Here is a 17,632-nt window from a genome sequence, read left to right on the forward strand (position 1 = left end):
CCAGAAGAAACCCTTTCCATGCCTTTTGCCATGCTGAAGAAGCTGCGCCGGCAAACGGCCCGCCTCGCGCCGTGGCTCTTTTACCAGTTGGCGCGCAGTTGGCGCATTCGCGTGTCAGGCGAACTGCCCGAGGGTGCGGCGGTCATCGCTTTCTGGCACGGCGATATGCTGCCGGTATGGAAGCATTTCGCCGATACGCAAGCGATGGCGCTGATCAGCCTCAGCCGCGATGGTGGCCTGCTGGCGGATCTGGTCGGGCGCTGGGGTTTCGAAACCGTGCGCGGCTCATCGTCGAAGGGCGGCAGCGAGGCGCTTGCCAATATGGTCAGCGCGCTGAATTTGGGGAAGCGTGTTCTGATCACGCCCGACGGACCGCGCGGCCCGCAGCACAGCATGAAGCCGGGCGCGGTAATCGCGGCACACCGCGCCGGCGTGCCGCTGGTATTGTGCCGCGTCAGCGCCGGCAGTTCAGTCCATGGCAGCAATTGGGATCGCTTCCTGATCCCGCTGCCATTCGCGTCGATAGAGCTGGAATTCGTCACGCTCGTCATCCCCGCCGATGCAGACCGAAAAAAGCTGGATCGCCTTAATACCTATGCGGAAAGTTTATTGAAGAAGTTGACGCCGCTACTCTGATTCATGACGATGCGCTTGAAACAATGCCCGAAATGCGGCCATCTGCGGCAGTCCGGCGACACGTCGCCGCCAGAGCAATGCCCGGCCTGCGGCATTTATTTCGCCAAGTGGCTGGCGCGCGACAGCTTTGTGCCGCCCGCGCTGCGCAAGGAGGAGACGGAGCCGGATGCCGAGGCGGCAAACTGGCGCGACTGCATTCTTGAGCGCATCCTGCACGTGCCGCAGAACGTGAGCGGCGCGCAGATCTGGGGCCGCGCCGCGATCCTGTTATTCCTGCTGGTGTGGGGCGTTCGCCTCGGGATGATGAATTACCGCAATGGCGAGATGGGGCAATCGTTCATGCACAACATCCTGCTGCCGATCCACGAAGCCGGGCACATTCTGTTTATTCCGTTCGGCGAGTTGATGACCATCCTCGGCGGCAGCCTGTTCCAATTGCTGTTTCCGCTCATCATCGGCGGCGCGCTGCTGTGGCAGAACCGCGATGCCTTCGGCGGCGCGGTCGGCGCCTGGTGGGCGAGCGTCAGCCTGATGGATCTGGCGCCCTATATCTATGACGCGAGGGAACCGCAACTGATCCTGCTTGGCGGTCATACCGGCGATGACGGGCCGCACGACTGGATCTACCTGCTCGGCGAATTCGGCAAGGTGCAGCGCTCGCAAGCCTATGGCGCCTGGGCGCATCATCTCGGCTTTGCGCTGATGCTGCTGTCGCTCGCGGCGGCGGCCTGGGCGTTGTGGCACTGGCATAAACGCGCATAATCGCCAGTGCCACCCTAGAGGATAAAAATGCGCAAAGGCAAATTGAACGCTCCCACCCCCGGAGGGCTCGCTTTGCACAGCTCGCCCGCTTCGGCGGCGCAGCGCCTTGCTCTGCGAAACCCCGCCTACGCCCCCGCCCCAGGGCGGGGCTACCGATCAGCTCGCTACGCTCGATATCACAAGGCGCTCCGGCGCTGCTTTTCACGCTAAGCGAGGGAATCTACCGCGCGGGATAGCGTTACAATGCAATCCTGATGGACACGGTCAGCCTTGCCAACCACTTCCTGATCGCCATGCCCGCCATGGCTGACCCGAATTTTTCGCGCTCCCTCACCTACATCTGCGAACACAATGCCGAAGGCGCGCTCGGCGTCATCATCAACCGGCCGACAGATATGACGCTTGGCACATTGCTGGAACGCGTCGACATCGCCTATGAGGAAAAGGCGCCGGCCACGGCGCCGATCTATTTCGGCGGCCCGGTGCAGACCGACCGTGGTTTCGTGCTGCATCAACCGGCGCAGCAATGGCAATCGCAACTGCGCGTCGACAACAATATCGCCCTCACCAGTTCGCGCGACATCCTGCAGTCCATCGGCCAGACCGGCGAACCGTCGAAGGCGCTGGTCATGCTCGGCTATTCCGGCTGGGCAGCGGGACAGCTTGAGTGGGAACTGGCGCAAAACGCCTGGCTGACGGTACAGGCCGACCCGCACATCATTTTCGACCTGCCGCCCGAGGTGCGCCTTGACGCCGCGCTGCATCTGCTCGGCGTCGACTTCTCCAACCTGTCCGAGGTGGCGGGGCACGCGTGACGGCTGCCCGCTCCACTTCCGCGCCAAACAGCGCCGCAGGCGCTTCCGTACTGGCTTTTGATTTCGGCCTCTGCCGCATCGGCGTCGCCGTCGGTGCACCGATGCTCGGCAGCGCGCGCGCACTGGCCACGATCGATGCGGAAGACAACGCCAGCCGTTTCGCCGCCATCGCCAAACTGATCGCCGAGTGGGAGCCGCGGCTACTCGTGGTCGGCCTCGCGCTCGACCTGGACGGGGGCGAACACGAAATGACATTGCGCTGCCGCCGTTTCGCGCACCAGCTCGAAGGCCGTTTTCGGCTGCCGGTGACGCTGGTCGATGAGCGCCTCAGTTCGGTCGACGCCGAATCGCGGCTGGCGGCGCAAGGACAGAACTGGAAGCAGCGCAAGCAGACGCTGGATGCCGAGGCGGCGGCAACCATCCTGCACGATTACTTTTCGCAACAAGGGGTTTTCGGGGAAAAACAATGATGAACACTTATCGCTCATATCGCGCGGTCGGAGGCTAGCCATGAACGCCTCCAATCCGCAGCTGAACAAGAACGGCGAGCTGCAGCATCTGCTCACCATCGACGGCCTGCCGCGCGAGATCATCATGGCGATCATCGACCGCGCCATACCCTTCGCCAAGCCGGTCAGGGGCGAGGCGAAGAAGCTGCCGCTGATGCGCGGCAAGAGCGTGTTCAACCTGTTCTTCGAGAACTCGACGCGCACGCGCACCACCTTCGAGATCGCGGCCAAGCGCCTTTCCGCCGACGTGATCAATCTCAATATCAACTCTTCCTCGACCGCCAAGGGCGAGACCCTGCTCGACACCGTCGACAACCTGACCGCGATGCAGGCCGACATGTTCGTCGTGCGCCATGCCGAGAGCGGCGCGCCGCACCTGATCGCGCAGCACCTGGCGGCGACCGGCGGCAACCACATCCATGTCGTCAATGCCGGTGACGGGCGCCATGCGCACCCGACGCAGGGCCTGCTCGACATGTACACCATCCGCCACTACAAGAAGGATTTCAGCAATCTCACGGTGGCGATCATCGGCGACATCCTGCACTCGCGCGTGGCGCGCTCGCAGATCCTCGCGCTGACCGCGCTCGGCGTGCCGGAAATACGCGTCATCGCACCGAAGACACTGCTGCCGACCGGCATCGAGCGCATGGGCGTGCGCATCTGCAACGACATGAACGAAGGGCTGCGCGGCGTCGATGTGGTGATGACCCTGCGCCTGCAGAACGAACGCATGCAGGGCGCATTGCTGCCGAGCCCGCAGGAGTTCTTTAAGGTCTACGGTCTGACGCCGGAACGGCTGGCGCTGGCCAAGCCCGATGCCATCGTGATGCATCCGGGGCCGCTCAACCGCGGCGTTGAAATCGATTCGGCGGTGGCCGACAGCCGGCAGGCCGTGATTCTGCCGCAGGTCACTTTCGGCATCGCCGTGCGCATGGCGGTGATGAGCATGCTGGCGGAGAAATAACAATGAAATTACTGATCAAGAACGGCCGCGTCGTCGATCCCGCGAACGACCTCGACAAACAGGCCGACGTCTTCGTCGTTGCCGGCCACATTGCCGCGATCGGCCAAGCGCCCAAGGGTTTCGAGTCGGCCGCGGTCATCGACGCCGGCGGCTGCGTGGTAGCGCCGGGCCTGGTCGATCTCGCCGTGCGGCTGCGCGAGCCGGGCTATGAATACAAGGCCACGCTGGAATCGGAAATGGCGGCGGCCGCCGCGGGCGGCGTGACTTCGCTGGCCTGCCCACCCGACACCGACCCGCCGCTCGACGAGCCGGGTTTGGTCGAAATGTTGAAACACCGGGCGCGGCTGCCCGAGTTCGCTCATGTCTATCCGGTGGGCGCATTGACGCTTGGCCTCAGTGGCGAACGCATTACCGAAATGGCCGAGCTGGCCGAGGCCGGCTGCGTCGCCTTCAGTCAGACCGGAACTGCCATCGTCGATACCCAGGTACTGCTGCGCGCGATGCAGTACGCCGCAACTTTCGGTTTCGCGGTGTGGTTGCCGCCGGTCGATCCGCATCTGGCGCAGGGCGGCGTCGCACACGACGGCGAAGTCGCCGCCCGCCTCGGCCTCGCCGGCATCCCTGTGGTCGCCGAAACCGTGGCTCTGTCGACCATGCTGCAACTGGCACGCGAGACCGGCGCGCGCCTGCATGTGCGGCGCATTTCCTCGGCCGCCGGGCTGGAGATGATCGAGGGCGCGCGTGCGGCCGGCATCGCCGTGACCTGCGACGTGTCGGTGCATCACCTGCATTTGTGCGAGGACGCTATCGGCTATTTCGACCCGCTGGCGCGCTTCGATCCGCCGCTGCGCGCGCAGGGCGACATGCAGGCACTGCGCCACGGTCTCGCCAGCGGAGCGATCAATGCGCTGTGCTCGGATCACACCCCGGTCGATGACGACGGCAAGCAGGTACCGTTCGCCGAAGCCGAACCCGGCGCCACGGGACTGGAACTGCTGCTGCCGCTCGCGCTGCGCTGGGGGCGCGAACTCAAGCTGCCGCTGGCCAAGACGCTGGCACGCATCAGTGCCGATCCGGCGCGCATTCTCGGCATCGACGCCGGGACGTTGAAAGTCGGCGCCGCGGCGGACATCTGCATTTTCGATCCCGAGGCGAGTTATCGCATCACGCGCGAATCACTCAAGAGCCAGGGCAAGAACACGCCCTTCCTCGGCCAGGAACTGCAAGGCCGCGTGCGCTACACCCTGATTGACGGACACCTTGCTTATGATGGAAGCTGGGCATAGGAATGGAATGATCAATACTCGTCTCGGTTTGGCCCGGCCTGAGGGGCGCCCCTTTATCCCTTCCATCTCTGTCCGGATGATTATCAATAAGCGGACAAAGCCGTCCGACCAATAGCTGTTTGACATAACAGGTAACAATGAACAGACACATTGCTGCTCTGCTTTTGGCGTCGGCGGCCGCTTTCAGCAGCACTGTCCTGGCGACACCGTTGAATGACATTCGCGACGCACCGGTATCCAAGCTCGAGTTCGGTAGTTTCAGACTGGAGGTTGCTCTGGCCGGAATCAAGGATTGGCCCTTCCCAATCGAAGATGCCAGCGTTTCCTACAAAATTGATCCGGACCAAATCGAAATAGTTGTCGCCATACGGAAAGTCCGCGCCGAGTCATTTCGCACTGCCTGTGCCCAAACGGTCGAGCGAATCCGTAAGCTTCTGTATGTGAATGCTAATGGGGTTGCGCCTATGGGACGGTCTTACTTGGGCTCCTACTTCCGTGGTCCGTGGCGTGGTGATGCACGTGAGGCCGTTTTTCGTGCGCTGGATGCGAATACGCTAATACGGGTGGACGTCATTCAGAGCGGGAGTTGCCAAGCCGCGCTTATAAAGGCTCCTGTCACGTTTGAAGCGACATCCCCGCGCTGATTGCCAAATCACGTGAGAACTTATGCCCAACAAACACCGTTACGATTAGGAGTCAATATCATGCCAGAACAAATCCATGGCCACGAAGTCATGCACATGATGATGGAGGAGGGCCGGGTTTATACCAAGGCCGCACTGCGCGCTGTCACCGTCGAGCGTTTTGGCGCGGAAGCCAGGTTCTTCACCTGCTCCGTCGCAAACATGAAGACAGAGGAATTGATTGGGTTTCTGGAGTGCCGCAGCAAATTCATCGATAAGGGTGAAGGGTTCAGAACCGAACTGGACAGGATATGTCAGCACTGAAGAGTAGGCACTTACAAGGGGCCTGAGTTCGGCATAACGCTACGCGGGCAAACCAATCTGCGATCAACAAAAAGGCAGCCGTGGCTGCCTTTTTGCTGGGTGCTGCAAAAGCACTCAATGCCCGCGTTTGCGCAGTTTCTGGATCGCGGCGAGTTGCGCCGCCATCATCGCAAACTCGGACTGGGCGCGGGCCAGATCGAGGTCGCTGCCGGCGTTCTTCATCGCCTCTTCGGCCTTCTGCTTGGCTTCGAGCGCCTTTGCTTCGTCGAGATCCTTGCCGCGAATCGCGGTGTCGGCGAGCACGGTCACCAAGCCCGGCTGCACTTCAAGCAGGCCGCCGGCAACGAAGATCAATTCTTCGTGATCGGATTGCGGCGGCTTGATGCGCACGGCGCCGGGACGGATGCGCGTCATCAGCGGCATGTGGCCGGGCAGGATGCCCAGCTCGCCAGCTTCGCCGGGCAGAACCACGAATTCGGCCAAGCCGGAGAAGATGGACTCTTCCGCGCTGACGACGTCTACATGAATAGTCATTGCCATATGTTAACTCCGTTAGGGGTGAGGAGTGAGGAGTTAAAGTCACCGGCCGACTGCGTCGGCCGCAAATGCTGACTCAGCGCTCCCATCTCTTCTCTCCTCACTGCAATGTCTTGGCTTTCTCGAAGGCTTCTTCGATGCCGCCAACCATGTAGAAGGCCTGTTCGGGCAACGCATCGCATTCGCCGTCGACGATCATCTTGAAGCCCTTGATGGTGTCCTTCAGCGAAACGTACTTGCCGGGCGAACCGGTGAACACTTCGGCAACGTGGAAAGGCTGCGACAGGAAGCGCTGAATCTTGCGCGCGCGGCCCACGGCCAGCTTGTCTTCGGGCGCGAGCTCGTCCATGCCGAGAATGGCGATGATGTCGCGCAGTTCCTTGTAGCGCTGCAGCGTGGATTGGACGCGGCGCGCGACAGTGTAGTGCTCTTCGCCGACCACCAGCGGATCGAGCTGGCGCGAGGTGGAGTCGAGCGGGTCGACCGCGGGATAAATGCCGAGCGAGGCGATGTCGCGCGACAACACGACGGTGGAGTCGAGGTGGCCGAAGGTGGTCGCGGGAGAGGGATCAGTCAAGTCATCGGCCGGCACATACACGGCCTGGATCGAGGTGATCGAGCCGACCTTGGTCGAGGTGATGCGCTCCTGCAGACGGCCCATTTCCTCGGCCAGCGTCGGCTGATAGCCCACGGCGGATGGCATGCGCCCGAGCAGCGCGGACACTTCGGTACCGGCCAGGGTGTAGCGGTAGATGTTGTCGACGAAGAACAGGATGTCGCGGCCTTCGTCGCGGAACTTCTCGGCCATGGTGAGGCCGGTCAGCGCCACGCGCAGGCGGTTGCCCGGCGGCTCGTTCATCTGGCCGAACACCATCGCCACCTTGGAGTTGGCGAGGTTTTCCTGGTCGATGACTTTGGCATCAGACATTTCATGGTAGAAGTCGTTGCCCTCGCGGGTGCGCTCGCCGACGCCGGCGAACACGGAGAGGCCCGAGTGCTGCTTGGCGATGTTGTTGATCAGCTCCAGCATGTTCACGGTCTTGCCGACGCCGGCGCCGCCGAACAGGCCGACCTTGCCGCCCTTGGCGAACGGACACATGAGGTCGATCACCTTGATGCCGGTTTCGAGCAGGTCGATCGAGGCGGAGAGTTCGTCGAACTTCGGTGCGGGCTGGTGAATCTCGCGCAGCTCTTCGTATTGCACCGGGCCGCGTTCGTCGATGGGACGGCCCAGCACGTCCATCACGCGGCCGAGCGTACCGCCACCGACCGGGACCGAGATCGCCGCGCCGGTGTTCTTGACCTTCATGCCGCGACGCAGGCCGTCGGAGGAGCCCATGGCGATGGTACGCACGATGCCGTCGCCGAGTTGCTGCTGCACTTCGAAGGTCAGGCCGGCTTCGCTAAACGCAGTGCTCTCATCGAGGAGGAGGGCGTCATAGACCTTGGGCATGGCTTCGCGGGGGAACTTGATGTCCACCACGGCGCCGATGCATTGGACGATATTTCCGTTGCTCATGGTCGTTTCCTTAATACAGTAATCGTTAACCGGCAATCGCGGCGGCCCCGCCGACGATTTCCGAAATTTCCTTGGTAATTGCTGCCTGACGGGCCTTGTTGTAGACCAGTTGCAGCTCCTTGATGACGGTACCGGCGTTGTCAGTGGCGGCCTTCATGGCCACCATGCGCGCGCTTTGCTCGGAGGCCATGTTCTCGGCCACCGCCTGATAGATCAGCGCTTCGACATAGCGCACCAGCATTTCATCGATCACCACCTGTGCGTCGGGTTCGTAGAGGTAGTCCCACGATCCCTTCGGCGTGCCGAGGCGCTCGCCGGTCAGCGGCAGCAACTGCTCGACTATCGGCTCCTGCTTCATGGTATTGATGAAGCGCGTATAGGCGATATACACGGTATCGAGTTCGCCGGCCTGAAACACGTCGATCATGGCTTTCATCGGCCCGATCAGCTTGTCGATGTGCGGCGTATCGCCGAGCTGTGTGGCGCTCGACACGATATTGGCACCCAGGCGCTGCACAAAACCCAGCCCCTTGTTGCCGATCGCGGTGACGCGGATGTCATCTGTGCCGCCCTCTCCCCACTGTTTCATGTTGCTGACGAGCAGGCGCAGCACGTTGGTGTTGAGGCCGCCGCACAGACCCTTGTCCGTCGTCACCAGAATCACACCGACGCGCCCAGGCTTGCCATCGGCGCGTTTGGCGAGAAAGGGATGGCGATATTCCGAAAGATTGGCATGCGACAGATTGGCTGCCAACTGACGGATTTTCTCGCTGTAGGGACGGGCGGCACGCATGCGCTCCTGCGCCTTGCGCATTTTCGACGCGGCCACCATCTCCATCGCCTTGGTGATCTTCTTGGTGTTCTGGACGCTATTGATCTTGGTGCGGATTTCTTTCCCGGCGGCCATGATCTTTCTCCTTGAAAGGGATTACGCCCAGGACTTCTTGAACGTGGTAACCGCAGCCTTGAGTTCGGCTTCGGCGTCCTTGTCGAGATCTTTACTGCCCATGATCTTTTCCATCAGCGCGGCATGCTTTTGCTTGATGTACTGGTGCAGCGCGGATTCGAACGGCAGGATGCGCGCGACATCGATATCATCCATGAAGCCTTCATTGGAGGCATACAGCGACACCGCCATATCGGCCACCGACAGCGGCGCGTATTGCGGCTGCTTCATCAGTTCGGTGACGCGGCGGCCGCGTTCGAGCTGCTTGCGCGTGGCTTCGTCGAGGTCGGAAGCAAACTGCGCAAACGCGGCGAGTTCGCGGTACTGCGCCAGCGCCAGACGCACGCCGCCGCCGAGCTTCTTGATGACCTTGGTCTGGGCGGCGCCACCGACGCGGGACACCGAGATACCGGCGTTCATGGCGGGGCGGATACCGGCGTTGAACAAGTCGGTTTCAAGGAAGATCTGGCCGTCGGTAATCGAAATCACATTGGTTGGCACGAAGGCGGAGACGTCGCCGGCCTGGGTTTCGATCACCGGCAGCGCCGTGAGCGAACCGGTTTTGCCCTTGACTTCACCTTTGGTGAACTTCTCGACCCATTCCTCGGAGACGCGCGCGGCGCGTTCGAGCAGGCGCGAGTGGATGTAGAACACGTCGCCGGGATAGGCTTCCCGGCCAGGCGGCCGGCGCAGCAGCAGCGAGATCTGGCGATAGGCCCAAGCCTGCTTGGTGAGGTCGTCATAAATGATGAGAGCATCCATGCCGCGGTCGCGGAAATATTCACCCATGGTGCAACCGGCATACGGCGCGATGTACTGCATCGCAGCCGATTCGGAAGCGGTGGCGGCAACCACGATGGTGTATTCGAGCGCGCCATGTTCTTCGAGCTTGCGCACCACGTTGGCGATGGTCGAAGCCTTCTGCCCGATCGCCACGTAGATGCAGAACAGGTTCTGCCCCTTCTGGTTGATGATGGTATCGACAGCCACCGCGGTCTTGCCGGTCTGGCGGTCGCCGATGATCAGCTCGCGCTGGCCGCGGCCGACCGGCACCATGGCATCGATCGCCTTCAAGCCAGATTGCACCGGCTGCGATACCGACTGGCGCCAGATCACGCCCGGCGCGACTTTTTCGATCTTGTCGCTCTCCTTGGCGTTGATCGGACCCTTGCCGTCGATCGGCTCGCCCAGCGCATTGACGACGCGGCCGAGCAGCTCGCGGCCGACCGGCACTTCGAGAATGCGGCCGGTGCACTTGACAGTATCGCCTTCGGAGATGTGTTCGTACTCGCCGAGCACGACGGCGCCGACGGAGTCGCGTTCGAGATTGAGCGCGAGGCCGAAGGTGTTGCCGGGGAACTCCAGCATTTCGCCCTGCATCACGTCGGCCAGGCCATGCACGCGGCAGATGCCGTCGGTCACCGAAACCACGGTGCCTTCGTTCTTCGCCGTGGCGGCGAGCTGCAGGTTCTGGATCCGGCTCTTGATCAGGTCGCTGATTTCGGAGGGATTGAGGTTGCTCATGGAATTGCTCCTAATGCGCGTGACGATCAGTGCCACCTGTGGACGGAAGAAGGCGCAAAGGCATAGACGCCCACCCTCTCCCATCCTCCCCCTCGCGGGGAAGGTGACTACTGGCTCGCTGCGCTCGATTAATACAAATCACGGTGTCTTGTGCCTGGGTTCGTTAGCTCTTTAGCGCGCTGGCCATCGCAGCGAGCTTGCCGCGTACGGATGCGTCGATCACTTCGTCGCCGACAGCGATACGAACACCGCCGATCAATTCGGGCACGACACGGACTGTTGCGTTGATCTTGCACTGGAATTTGCGCTCGATATCGACAACGAGCGCCTTCACCGCAGCATCGTCCATCGGGAAGGCGGATTCCACGGCGGCGACCTTGACGCCGTCGTGGCCGTTCTTCAACTCGTTGAATAGCTGCGCGATCTCGGGCAGAGCACCAAGCCGGTCGTTGTCGATCAGCACGCGGACAAAGTTCTGCTGCTCGGCCGAGAGATTGTCTCCAACCACGCCCGCAAACAGCTTTTCCAATTGCCCGGAATCAAGTTGCGGATTGGCGATGCATTCCTGCATCTCGGCGTCGCTGGCAACCGCAGCCATGCGGCCGAGCGTCTGCGACCAGGCGGACAGTGCAGCCGGGTCTGCCTTGGCCAGTTGGAAAGCGGCTTCGGCGTAGGGACGCGCCAGGGTGACGTTCTCGGCCATGGTGAATTACAGCTCCGACTTCAATTGCGCCAGCAGATCGGCGTGGGCCTTGGCATCGATTTCCCTGCGCAGAATCTTCTCGGCACCGGCAACGGCGAGCTGGGCAACGTGGTCGCGCAACGCTTCCTTGGCGCGCTGGGCAGCGGCACCGGCTTCGGCTTCGGCGGCAACGCGCGCGGCAGCGATGATGCGGGCGGCTTCGGCGCGGCCTTCATCCACCAACTGGCTGGCCTGCTTCTCGGCGCCGCCGCGCAATTCAGTGGCGGCTTCGCGCGCATGGCGCAGTTCCTCGCCCACGCGTTTCTCGACGAGGACGAGGTCGTTCTTCGCTTTGTCCGCTGCCGCAAGCCCGTCGGTGATCTTTTGCGCGCGTTCATCGATGGCCTTCATCAGCGGCGGCCACACGAATTTCATCGTGACCCACGCCAGTACGAAAAACACAACGAGCTGCGCGAACAGGGTTGCGTTCAGATTCACGGTTTCGCTCCTTTAAGTAGGCGGGAGACGATTAGTGGAGAACGAACGGGTTGGCGAAGGCGAACATCATCGCGATACCGACGCCGATCAGGAACGCGGCATCGATCAGACCGGCGAGCAGGAACATCTTGGTCTGCAGTGCATTCATCAGTTCGGGCTGACGCGCGGAAGCTTCGAGATATTTTGAACCCATGATGCCGATGCCGATACACGCGCCGACCGCGCCGAGACCGATGATCAGGCCTGCGGCCAGGGCAACGAAACCAAGAACATGTTCCATGACAACTCCTTTTGATTAATTAAAAATACGAAACAAAAAACAAAACTTGCGATCAATGCCCTTCGTGTGCCTGACCGATGTACACCAACGCCAGCATCATGAAAATGAAAGCCTGAAGCACGACAATCAGGATGTGGAAAATTGACCAGGCTGAACCGGCCAGAACATGACCGACGAAGAGGGCAACACTGGTACCGGTACCGGCCCAGGCGGCGCCCATCAGGGCGATCAGCATGAACAGCAGTTCGCCCGCATACATGTTGCCGAACAGCCGCATGCCGTGGGAAATGGTCTTGGCGGCAAACTCGATGATCTGCATGGCGACATTGACCACGCCCAGCAGCAGCGCCAGCAATGGATTTTTGCTGGTGCCGAACGGCGCCGTCACCAATTCATGCAGCCAGCCGCCGAGACCCTTGATCTTGATGTTGTAATAGATGCAGAGCAGCAGCACGCCCATCGACATGCCGAGCGTTGCGTTAAGGTCCGCGGTTGGCACCACGCGCATGAAAGCATGGTGGTTGCCCGTCGCTGTTTGCCATGCATCCGGCAGCAGGTCGACAGGAAGGAAATCCATCGCATTCATCAGCAAGGTCCAGACAAACACGGTCAGCGCCAGCGGCGCGACAAATTTGCGCGACTCTTCGGAATGGATGATGGACTTGGCCTGGTCGCGGACGAATTCAAAGAGTATTTCGACCATGCCCTGAAAGCGGCCCGGCACGCCCGAAGTCGCCTTGCGCGCGGCTAACGCCATGATGCCGACGGTAATAAGGCCAAGGGTGATGGAATAGAACAGCGTGTCGTAATTGATGACCGACCAGTCGATGATGGCGTCCTGCTTGTGGCCGGTATTGTTCAGGTGCGTCAGGTGGTGGACGATGTACTCGCCCGCGGTGGGGGCTTGGGATGCGGCTTCTTCGAGACCGGTCGTCATGATCAGGTTTTCAGCAAAAAAGCAAACAAATTGGTCTGCAGTACGGCAAACAGTCCACCCAGCATGGCAAGCCAATGCAGGTCGACCCATCGCTGTACAACGACCAGCGTTACGATCGTGGCGGTGACCTTGAACAATTCGCCGACTGCAAAAGTCACCACGTTGGCGCGGCCAGCAGCGGCCGCAAATTCGAGGCGCAGGACAAAAAGCAGATTTGGTATCAGATAGGCGCTGCCGCCGATCAGGGCTGAGACAACGCCGCGTTCCCCTACCCAGAACCCCGCGATAAGCGCTGCCAGAATCAGCGCCGCCACCTGCAGGGAAATCACTTTTAGCATGGCCGTCTGACGCTCCCTGCAAACCGCCAGGGACACCCCTGCGTCAAGAGCGCGCGCAGTGTATGTTTTTTGCGATACGAAGTCAATGGATATGCTGCGCCAATTTCAGGCATGGCAGGATCGCTTTAAGCCTCAACTGCGCCGCATGCGCTCGATCAATCCATCGAGCTGATCGAGGCTGCCAAAACGAATGCTGACGCTGCCCGCACCCTTGCGATTGGCGGAGATTTTCACGGTAGCGCCAAGGCTGTCCGACAAATCCTCCTCCAGCCGGGCAAGGTCACGATCCGTCTCCCGATGCGGGGCTTTTCTGGCCGGTGGATTGATTTCGCGCGCCACGATGCGCTCGGTCTCGCGCACCGAATAACCTTTCTCGACCACCAGCGCGGCAACCCGGCCCTGTTCCGCTTTCGCCAGCGGCAGCAGGGCGCGGGCGTGCCCCATTTCGATATCGCCCGCCATCAACATGTCCTGCGCCGGCTTGGCCAATTGCAGCAGGCGCAGCAGGTTCGATGCCGCCGGGCGCGAGCGGCCAACGGCATCGGCGGCCCGCTGATGGGTCATGCCGAATTCATCGATCAGGCGCTGCAGGCCGGCAGCCTCTTCGAGCGGGTTGAGGTCTTCGCGCTGGATGTTTTCGATCAGCGACATGGCCAGCGCCGCGTCGTCGGAAATTTCGCGGACCAGCACCGGCACTTCGGCGAGATCCGCAATCTGCGCCGCACGCCAGCGCCGCTCGCCGGCGATGATCTCGTAGCGGCCCTTGCCGACGGGGCGCACGGAAATCGGCTGAATCAGCCCCTGGGCCTTGATCGACGCCGCGAGTTCCTCGAGCGAACCGGGATCCATGTGCGTACGCGGCTGGTACTTGCCGGGCTGCAGCATGCCGACCGGGAGCACTTCCTGGCGCTGGCTGTCCGGCGCATTGTTGGCCGCCAGCAGCGCGTCGAGACCGCGGCCAAGCCCTTTCAATTTGGGTGGACTCATTTTTCCTTGTTCTCCCTAACTCACGCTAGCGCTGGCATCGAATGACACCTGCAATAGCACGTAACAGCATACAAATAGGCCCGGCCCTCCCGGGGGAGGCGATCAGCAGCTCGCTGCACTCGAAAGAGACCGGACGCCACATTCAACTTTCTTTGCCGCTAAATGCTTTTGACGCGTTCGATCATTTCCGCCGCGAATGCAAGATAGGCCTGCGCGCCTTTCGATGACTTGTCGAAAATCACGCCGGGCACCCCGTAGCTCGGCGCCTCGGCCAGCCGCACGTTGCGCGGCACCATGGTCCTGAAGACCTTGTCGCCGAAATGTTCTTCGAGCTGAGCCGAAACCTGGTTCGACAAGGTGCTGCGCGGATCGAACATCACGCGCAGCAGACCGATGACCTTGAGCTCGCGATTGAGATTGGCATGTACCTTCTTGATGGTATTCACCAGATCGGACAGGCCCTCCAGCGCGTAGTATTCGCATTGCATGGGTATGACAACGCCATGAGCGGCGCAGAGTCCGTTGAGGGTCAGCATCGATAGCGAGGGCGGACAATCGATCAGAACGAAATCATAGTCGTCGCGATGCTTGTCCAGCGCCTCCTTGAGCCGCGCCTCGCGCCGTTCCAGATCGACCATTTCCACCTCGGCGCCAGCCAGTTCACGGTTGGCCGGCAGCACGTCGAATCCCCCGGAAGGTGACGCGGCACGCACCTCGGCCAGTTCGGCCATGCCGAGCAGCAACTGGTACACCGAACGCGTCAGCCCGCGCTTGTCGATGCCGCTGCCCATCGTAGCATTGCCCTGCGGATCGAGATCGACCAGCAGGGTGCGCTGTCCCTGCTGCGCCAGCGCCGCCGCGAGATTGACGCTGGTGGTGGTCTTGCCGACCCCGCCCTTTTGATTGGCCACCGCAAAAATGTGCATTCAGTTTCTTTCCAGAATCAACAAATGTCTCTCGGCGCTCAAGCCCGGCACCAGCAACCTGGGGGTTGCCGCAACATGCCAAGGTGCAGGCAAGGCCGCCATCTCGTCCTGCGGCAACACGCCTTTCATGGCGTAAATACGGCCGCCGGGCCGCAATAGCGGCCCGGCGGCTTTTGCCAGTAGCGGCAAATCGGAAAACGCCCGCGCGGTCACCGCATCGAATTCATCATATTTCCGGTAATCTTCAATACGCCCGGAGTAAATGCTCACATTCGTCAGCGCCAGATCGATTTTCGCTTGCTGCTGAAAGGCCGATTTTTTCTGCACTGAATCAATCAAGGTCACTGCCAGTTGAGGTTGTGCAATGGCCAAGGGAATGCCCGGCAGTCCCGCCCCGCTACCGATATCCGCCAGGCTCTGCACGTCTTGCAGAAAGGGCAGGATCGAGAGCGAATCAAGCAGGTGCTGCGTCACCATCTCATCGCCATCCCGTATCGCCGTCAGATTATAGGTGCGGTTCCATTTGACCAGCAGATCGACATAGGCCAGCAATCGCTGGGTGGCCGTTTCCGGCAAGTCAAGCCCCAGAGCATTCAACCCCGCGCGCAATATCTCGTTCCGATTCATGCGCGTTTCTTCTCGCGGCGCTTGAGGTGCACCAACAGCAACGAAATCGCCGCCGGAGTAACTCCCTGGACGCGCGAGGCCTGCCCCAGGGTTTCCGGGCGATATTGGTTAAGTCGCTGCCGCACCTCGATCGACAGACCGCGCACCTCGGCATAGTCGAGGTCGGTTGGCAACGCCAGGGTTTCGTTGTTGTGAGCCCTCTCGATCTCATCGCGCTGGCGCTCGATATAGCCACGATACTTGGCCTGGATTTCAGTCTGCTCGGCCACCTGCGGATCGGTCTCTCCCGCGCCTGAACCGGGCAGGGTAAGCAGGCTTTGATAGCTCACATCGGGCCGGCGCAACAAATCGAGCAGGCGGTATTCGCGTTCCAGCGGCTTGCCCAGAACCCGCACGGCGTCGGCTTCGGGCACCAGTTTCGGGTTGACCCAGGTGCTGTGAAGCCGCTCGGTCTCACGCGCCACGGCATCGCGTTTGCGGTTGAAAGCGTCCCAGCGCGCATCGTTGACAATACCCAGTTCGCGGCCGATTTCAGTCAGGCGCCAGTCGGCGTTGTCTTCGCGCAGCGAGAGCCGGTATTCGGCGCGACTGGTAAACATGCGATAAGGCTCGGAGACGCCACGCGTGACCAGATCGTCGACCAGCACACCCAGATAGGCCTGGTCGCGGCGCGGGCTCCAGGCTTCCTTGCCCTGCACCTGCCGGGCGGCATTGACCCCGACCAGCAGGCCTTGTGCTGCCGCTTCTTCGTAACCCGTGGTGCCATTGATCTGGCCGGCAAAGAACAGTCCGGCGATCGACTTGGTTTCCAGTGATGCCTTCAGGTTGCGTGGATCAAAGTAGTCGTATTCGATCGCATAACCGGGGCGCAGGATATGCACATTCTCCAGTCCGGCAATACTGCGCACCAGCGCCAGTTGCACATCGAACGGCAGACTGGTCGAAACCCCTTGCGGGTAGATCTCATGCGTAGTGAGGCCTTCCGGTTCCAGAAAAATCTGATGGCTGTCCTTGCCGGCGAAACGATGAATCTTGTCTTCGATCGAGGGGCAGTAGCGCGGCCCGATGCCTTCAATGACACCGGTAAACATCGGCGAGCGGTCGAGTCCGCCGCGGATGATGTCGTGCGTGCGTGCGTTGGTCTGCGTAATCCAGCACGGCACCTGGCGCGGATGTTGTTCGCGGCGGCCGAGGAAGGAAAACACGGGGGCAGGATCATCGCCGGGCTGGATTTGCGTCCTGGAGTAATCGATGGTGCGACCGTCGAGACGCGGTGGGGTCCCGGTCTTGAGCCGTCCCACCGGCAACCGCATTTCGCGCAGGCGCTGTGCCAGCGAAATCGAAGCCGGATCGCCGAAACGCCCGGCACGATAGTTCTCCAGCCCGACATGCACCATCCCGTTGAGAAAGGTACCGGCCGTCAACACCACGGCAGCAGCTTCGAAGCGGATACCAAGCTGGGTAACGACACCGGCAACACGGTCGCCGTGCAGCATCAGGTCGTCAGCCGCCTGCTGGAACAGCGTCAGGTTAGGGTGATTCTCCAGTCGATGCCGGATTGCCTGCTTGTAGAGCATCCGGTCGGCCTGGGCGCGAGTGGCGCGCACTGCAGGGCCTTTCGAGGCATTCAGGATACGGAACTGGATGCCGGCTTCGTCCGTGGCGGCGGCCATCGCCCCGCCCAAGGCATCAACCTCCTTGACCAGATGCCCCTTGCCGATGCCGCCAATGGAAGGATTGCAGGACATCTGGCCCAGGGTTTCGATATTGTGCGTGAGCAGTAGTGTTTTCGCCCCCGCGCGCGCCGAGGCGAGCGCCGCTTCGGTACCGGCGTGGCCGCCACCGACGACAATCACATCAAAGCGAGCCGGGAAAAGCATCGAAATGGGAAATCCGCAAACCGAAAAGA

General features: G+C 61.5%; 21 protein-coding genes. 8 read left to right on the forward strand and 13 right to left on the reverse strand.

Going from position 1 to position 17,632, the window contains the following annotated elements:
• Positions 1-18: 18 nt before the first annotated feature.
• From K5E80_RS11615 to K5E80_RS11650, 8 genes are all read left to right on the forward strand, one after another.
• Positions 19-636 carry a DUF374 domain-containing protein gene (locus K5E80_RS11615; RefSeq protein WP_220636306.1) on the forward strand — a complete coding sequence of 206 codons (618 nt, stop codon included), beginning with the start codon at positions 19-21 and terminating at the stop codon, positions 634-636.
• A gap of 9 nt (positions 637-645) precedes the next feature.
• Positions 646-1,398: an FmdB family zinc ribbon protein gene (locus K5E80_RS11620; protein ID WP_220636307.1), complete on the forward strand. Its 753-nt coding sequence runs from the start codon at positions 646-648 to the stop codon at positions 1,396-1,398.
• A gap of 254 nt (positions 1,399-1,652) precedes the next feature.
• A complete protein-coding gene (locus K5E80_RS11625; protein WP_220636308.1) occupies positions 1,653-2,213 on the forward strand; it encodes a YqgE/AlgH family protein in 561 nt (186 codons plus the stop codon).
• Positions 2,210-2,683, forward strand: coding sequence for a Holliday junction resolvase RuvX (ruvX, locus tag K5E80_RS11630; RefSeq protein ID WP_220636309.1), 474 nt, complete (start codon positions 2,210-2,212; stop codon positions 2,681-2,683). The genes K5E80_RS11625 and ruvX overlap by 4 nt, the downstream gene beginning before the upstream one ends.
• Positions 2,684-2,723: 40 nt before the next feature.
• A complete protein-coding gene (locus tag K5E80_RS11635) occupies positions 2,724-3,689 on the forward strand; it encodes an aspartate carbamoyltransferase catalytic subunit (protein ID WP_220636310.1) in 966 nt (321 codons plus the stop codon).
• A 2-nt stretch (positions 3,690-3,691) separates the two neighbouring features.
• Positions 3,692-4,975, forward strand: a complete 1,284-nt coding sequence (locus tag K5E80_RS11640; protein ID WP_220636311.1) for a dihydroorotase — start codon at positions 3,692-3,694, stop codon at positions 4,973-4,975.
• Between the two features lie 137 nt (positions 4,976-5,112).
• Positions 5,113-5,619, forward strand: coding sequence for a hypothetical protein (locus K5E80_RS11645; RefSeq protein ID WP_220636312.1), 507 nt, complete (start codon positions 5,113-5,115; stop codon positions 5,617-5,619).
• Between the two features lie 60 nt (positions 5,620-5,679).
• The gene (locus tag K5E80_RS11650) at positions 5,680-5,922 is read left to right on the forward strand and encodes a YecH family metal-binding protein (RefSeq protein ID WP_220636313.1); all 243 of its coding nucleotides are present in this window, start codon (positions 5,680-5,682) and stop codon (positions 5,920-5,922) included.
• Positions 5,923-6,036: 114 nt separating this feature from the next.
• Here K5E80_RS11650 and K5E80_RS11655 read toward each other — a convergent pair whose 3' ends face one another.
• The 13 genes from K5E80_RS11655 to mnmG form a co-directional block, all read right to left on the reverse strand.
• Positions 6,037-6,462 carry a F0F1 ATP synthase subunit epsilon gene (locus K5E80_RS11655; RefSeq protein WP_220636314.1) on the reverse strand — a complete coding sequence of 142 codons (426 nt, stop codon included), beginning with the start codon at positions 6,460-6,462 and terminating at the stop codon, positions 6,037-6,039.
• 97 nt (positions 6,463-6,559) lie between these two features.
• Positions 6,560-7,978: a F0F1 ATP synthase subunit beta gene (gene atpD / locus K5E80_RS11660; RefSeq protein WP_220636315.1), complete on the reverse strand. Its 1,419-nt coding sequence runs from the start codon at positions 7,976-7,978 to the stop codon at positions 6,560-6,562.
• Positions 7,979-8,003: 25 nt separating this feature from the next.
• Positions 8,004-8,885, reverse strand: a complete 882-nt coding sequence (atpG, locus tag K5E80_RS11665) for a F0F1 ATP synthase subunit gamma (RefSeq protein ID WP_220636316.1) — start codon at positions 8,883-8,885, stop codon at positions 8,004-8,006.
• Between the two features lie 21 nt (positions 8,886-8,906).
• A complete protein-coding gene (gene atpA / locus K5E80_RS11670; RefSeq protein WP_220636317.1) occupies positions 8,907-10,448 on the reverse strand; it encodes a F0F1 ATP synthase subunit alpha in 1,542 nt (513 codons plus the stop codon).
• Between the two features lie 163 nt (positions 10,449-10,611).
• Entirely contained in the window at positions 10,612-11,151 is a 540-nt protein-coding gene (locus tag K5E80_RS11675) for a F0F1 ATP synthase subunit delta (protein WP_220636318.1), read from the reverse strand.
• 6 nt (positions 11,152-11,157) lie between these two features.
• Positions 11,158-11,628: a F0F1 ATP synthase subunit B gene (locus K5E80_RS11680; RefSeq protein ID WP_220636319.1), complete on the reverse strand. Its 471-nt coding sequence runs from the start codon at positions 11,626-11,628 to the stop codon at positions 11,158-11,160.
• 31 nt (positions 11,629-11,659) lie between these two features.
• A complete protein-coding gene (gene atpE / locus K5E80_RS11685) occupies positions 11,660-11,908 on the reverse strand; it encodes a F0F1 ATP synthase subunit C (protein ID WP_220636320.1) in 249 nt (82 codons plus the stop codon).
• Between the two features lie 52 nt (positions 11,909-11,960).
• Positions 11,961-12,845, reverse strand: a complete 885-nt coding sequence (atpB, locus tag K5E80_RS11690; RefSeq protein ID WP_220636321.1) for a F0F1 ATP synthase subunit A — start codon at positions 12,843-12,845, stop codon at positions 11,961-11,963.
• A gap of 2 nt (positions 12,846-12,847) precedes the next feature.
• The gene (locus tag K5E80_RS11695) at positions 12,848-13,183 is read right to left on the reverse strand and encodes an ATP synthase subunit I (RefSeq protein WP_220636322.1); all 336 of its coding nucleotides are present in this window, start codon (positions 13,181-13,183) and stop codon (positions 12,848-12,850) included.
• Positions 13,184-13,315: 132 nt separating this feature from the next.
• On the reverse strand, positions 13,316-14,170 hold the full coding sequence (locus tag K5E80_RS11700; protein ID WP_220636323.1) for a ParB/RepB/Spo0J family partition protein: 855 nt from the start codon (positions 14,168-14,170) through the stop codon (positions 13,316-13,318).
• Positions 14,171-14,328: 158 nt separating this feature from the next.
• Positions 14,329-15,096, reverse strand: coding sequence for a ParA family protein (locus tag K5E80_RS11705; RefSeq protein ID WP_220636324.1), 768 nt, complete (start codon positions 15,094-15,096; stop codon positions 14,329-14,331).
• Positions 15,097-15,723: a 16S rRNA (guanine(527)-N(7))-methyltransferase RsmG gene (rsmG, locus tag K5E80_RS11710; RefSeq protein ID WP_220636325.1), complete on the reverse strand. Its 627-nt coding sequence runs from the start codon at positions 15,721-15,723 to the stop codon at positions 15,097-15,099. It lies immediately after the preceding gene.
• On the reverse strand, positions 15,720-17,603 hold the full coding sequence (gene mnmG / locus K5E80_RS11715) for a tRNA uridine-5-carboxymethylaminomethyl(34) synthesis enzyme MnmG (RefSeq protein WP_220636326.1): 1,884 nt from the start codon (positions 17,601-17,603) through the stop codon (positions 15,720-15,722). Before mnmG ends, rsmG begins: the two co-directional genes overlap by 4 nt.
• Positions 17,604-17,632 lie beyond the last annotated feature (29 nt).

The sequence above is a fragment of the Georgfuchsia toluolica genome (genome assembly GCF_907163265.1).
Lineage (GTDB): Bacteria > Pseudomonadota > Gammaproteobacteria > Burkholderiales > Rhodocyclaceae > Georgfuchsia > Georgfuchsia toluolica.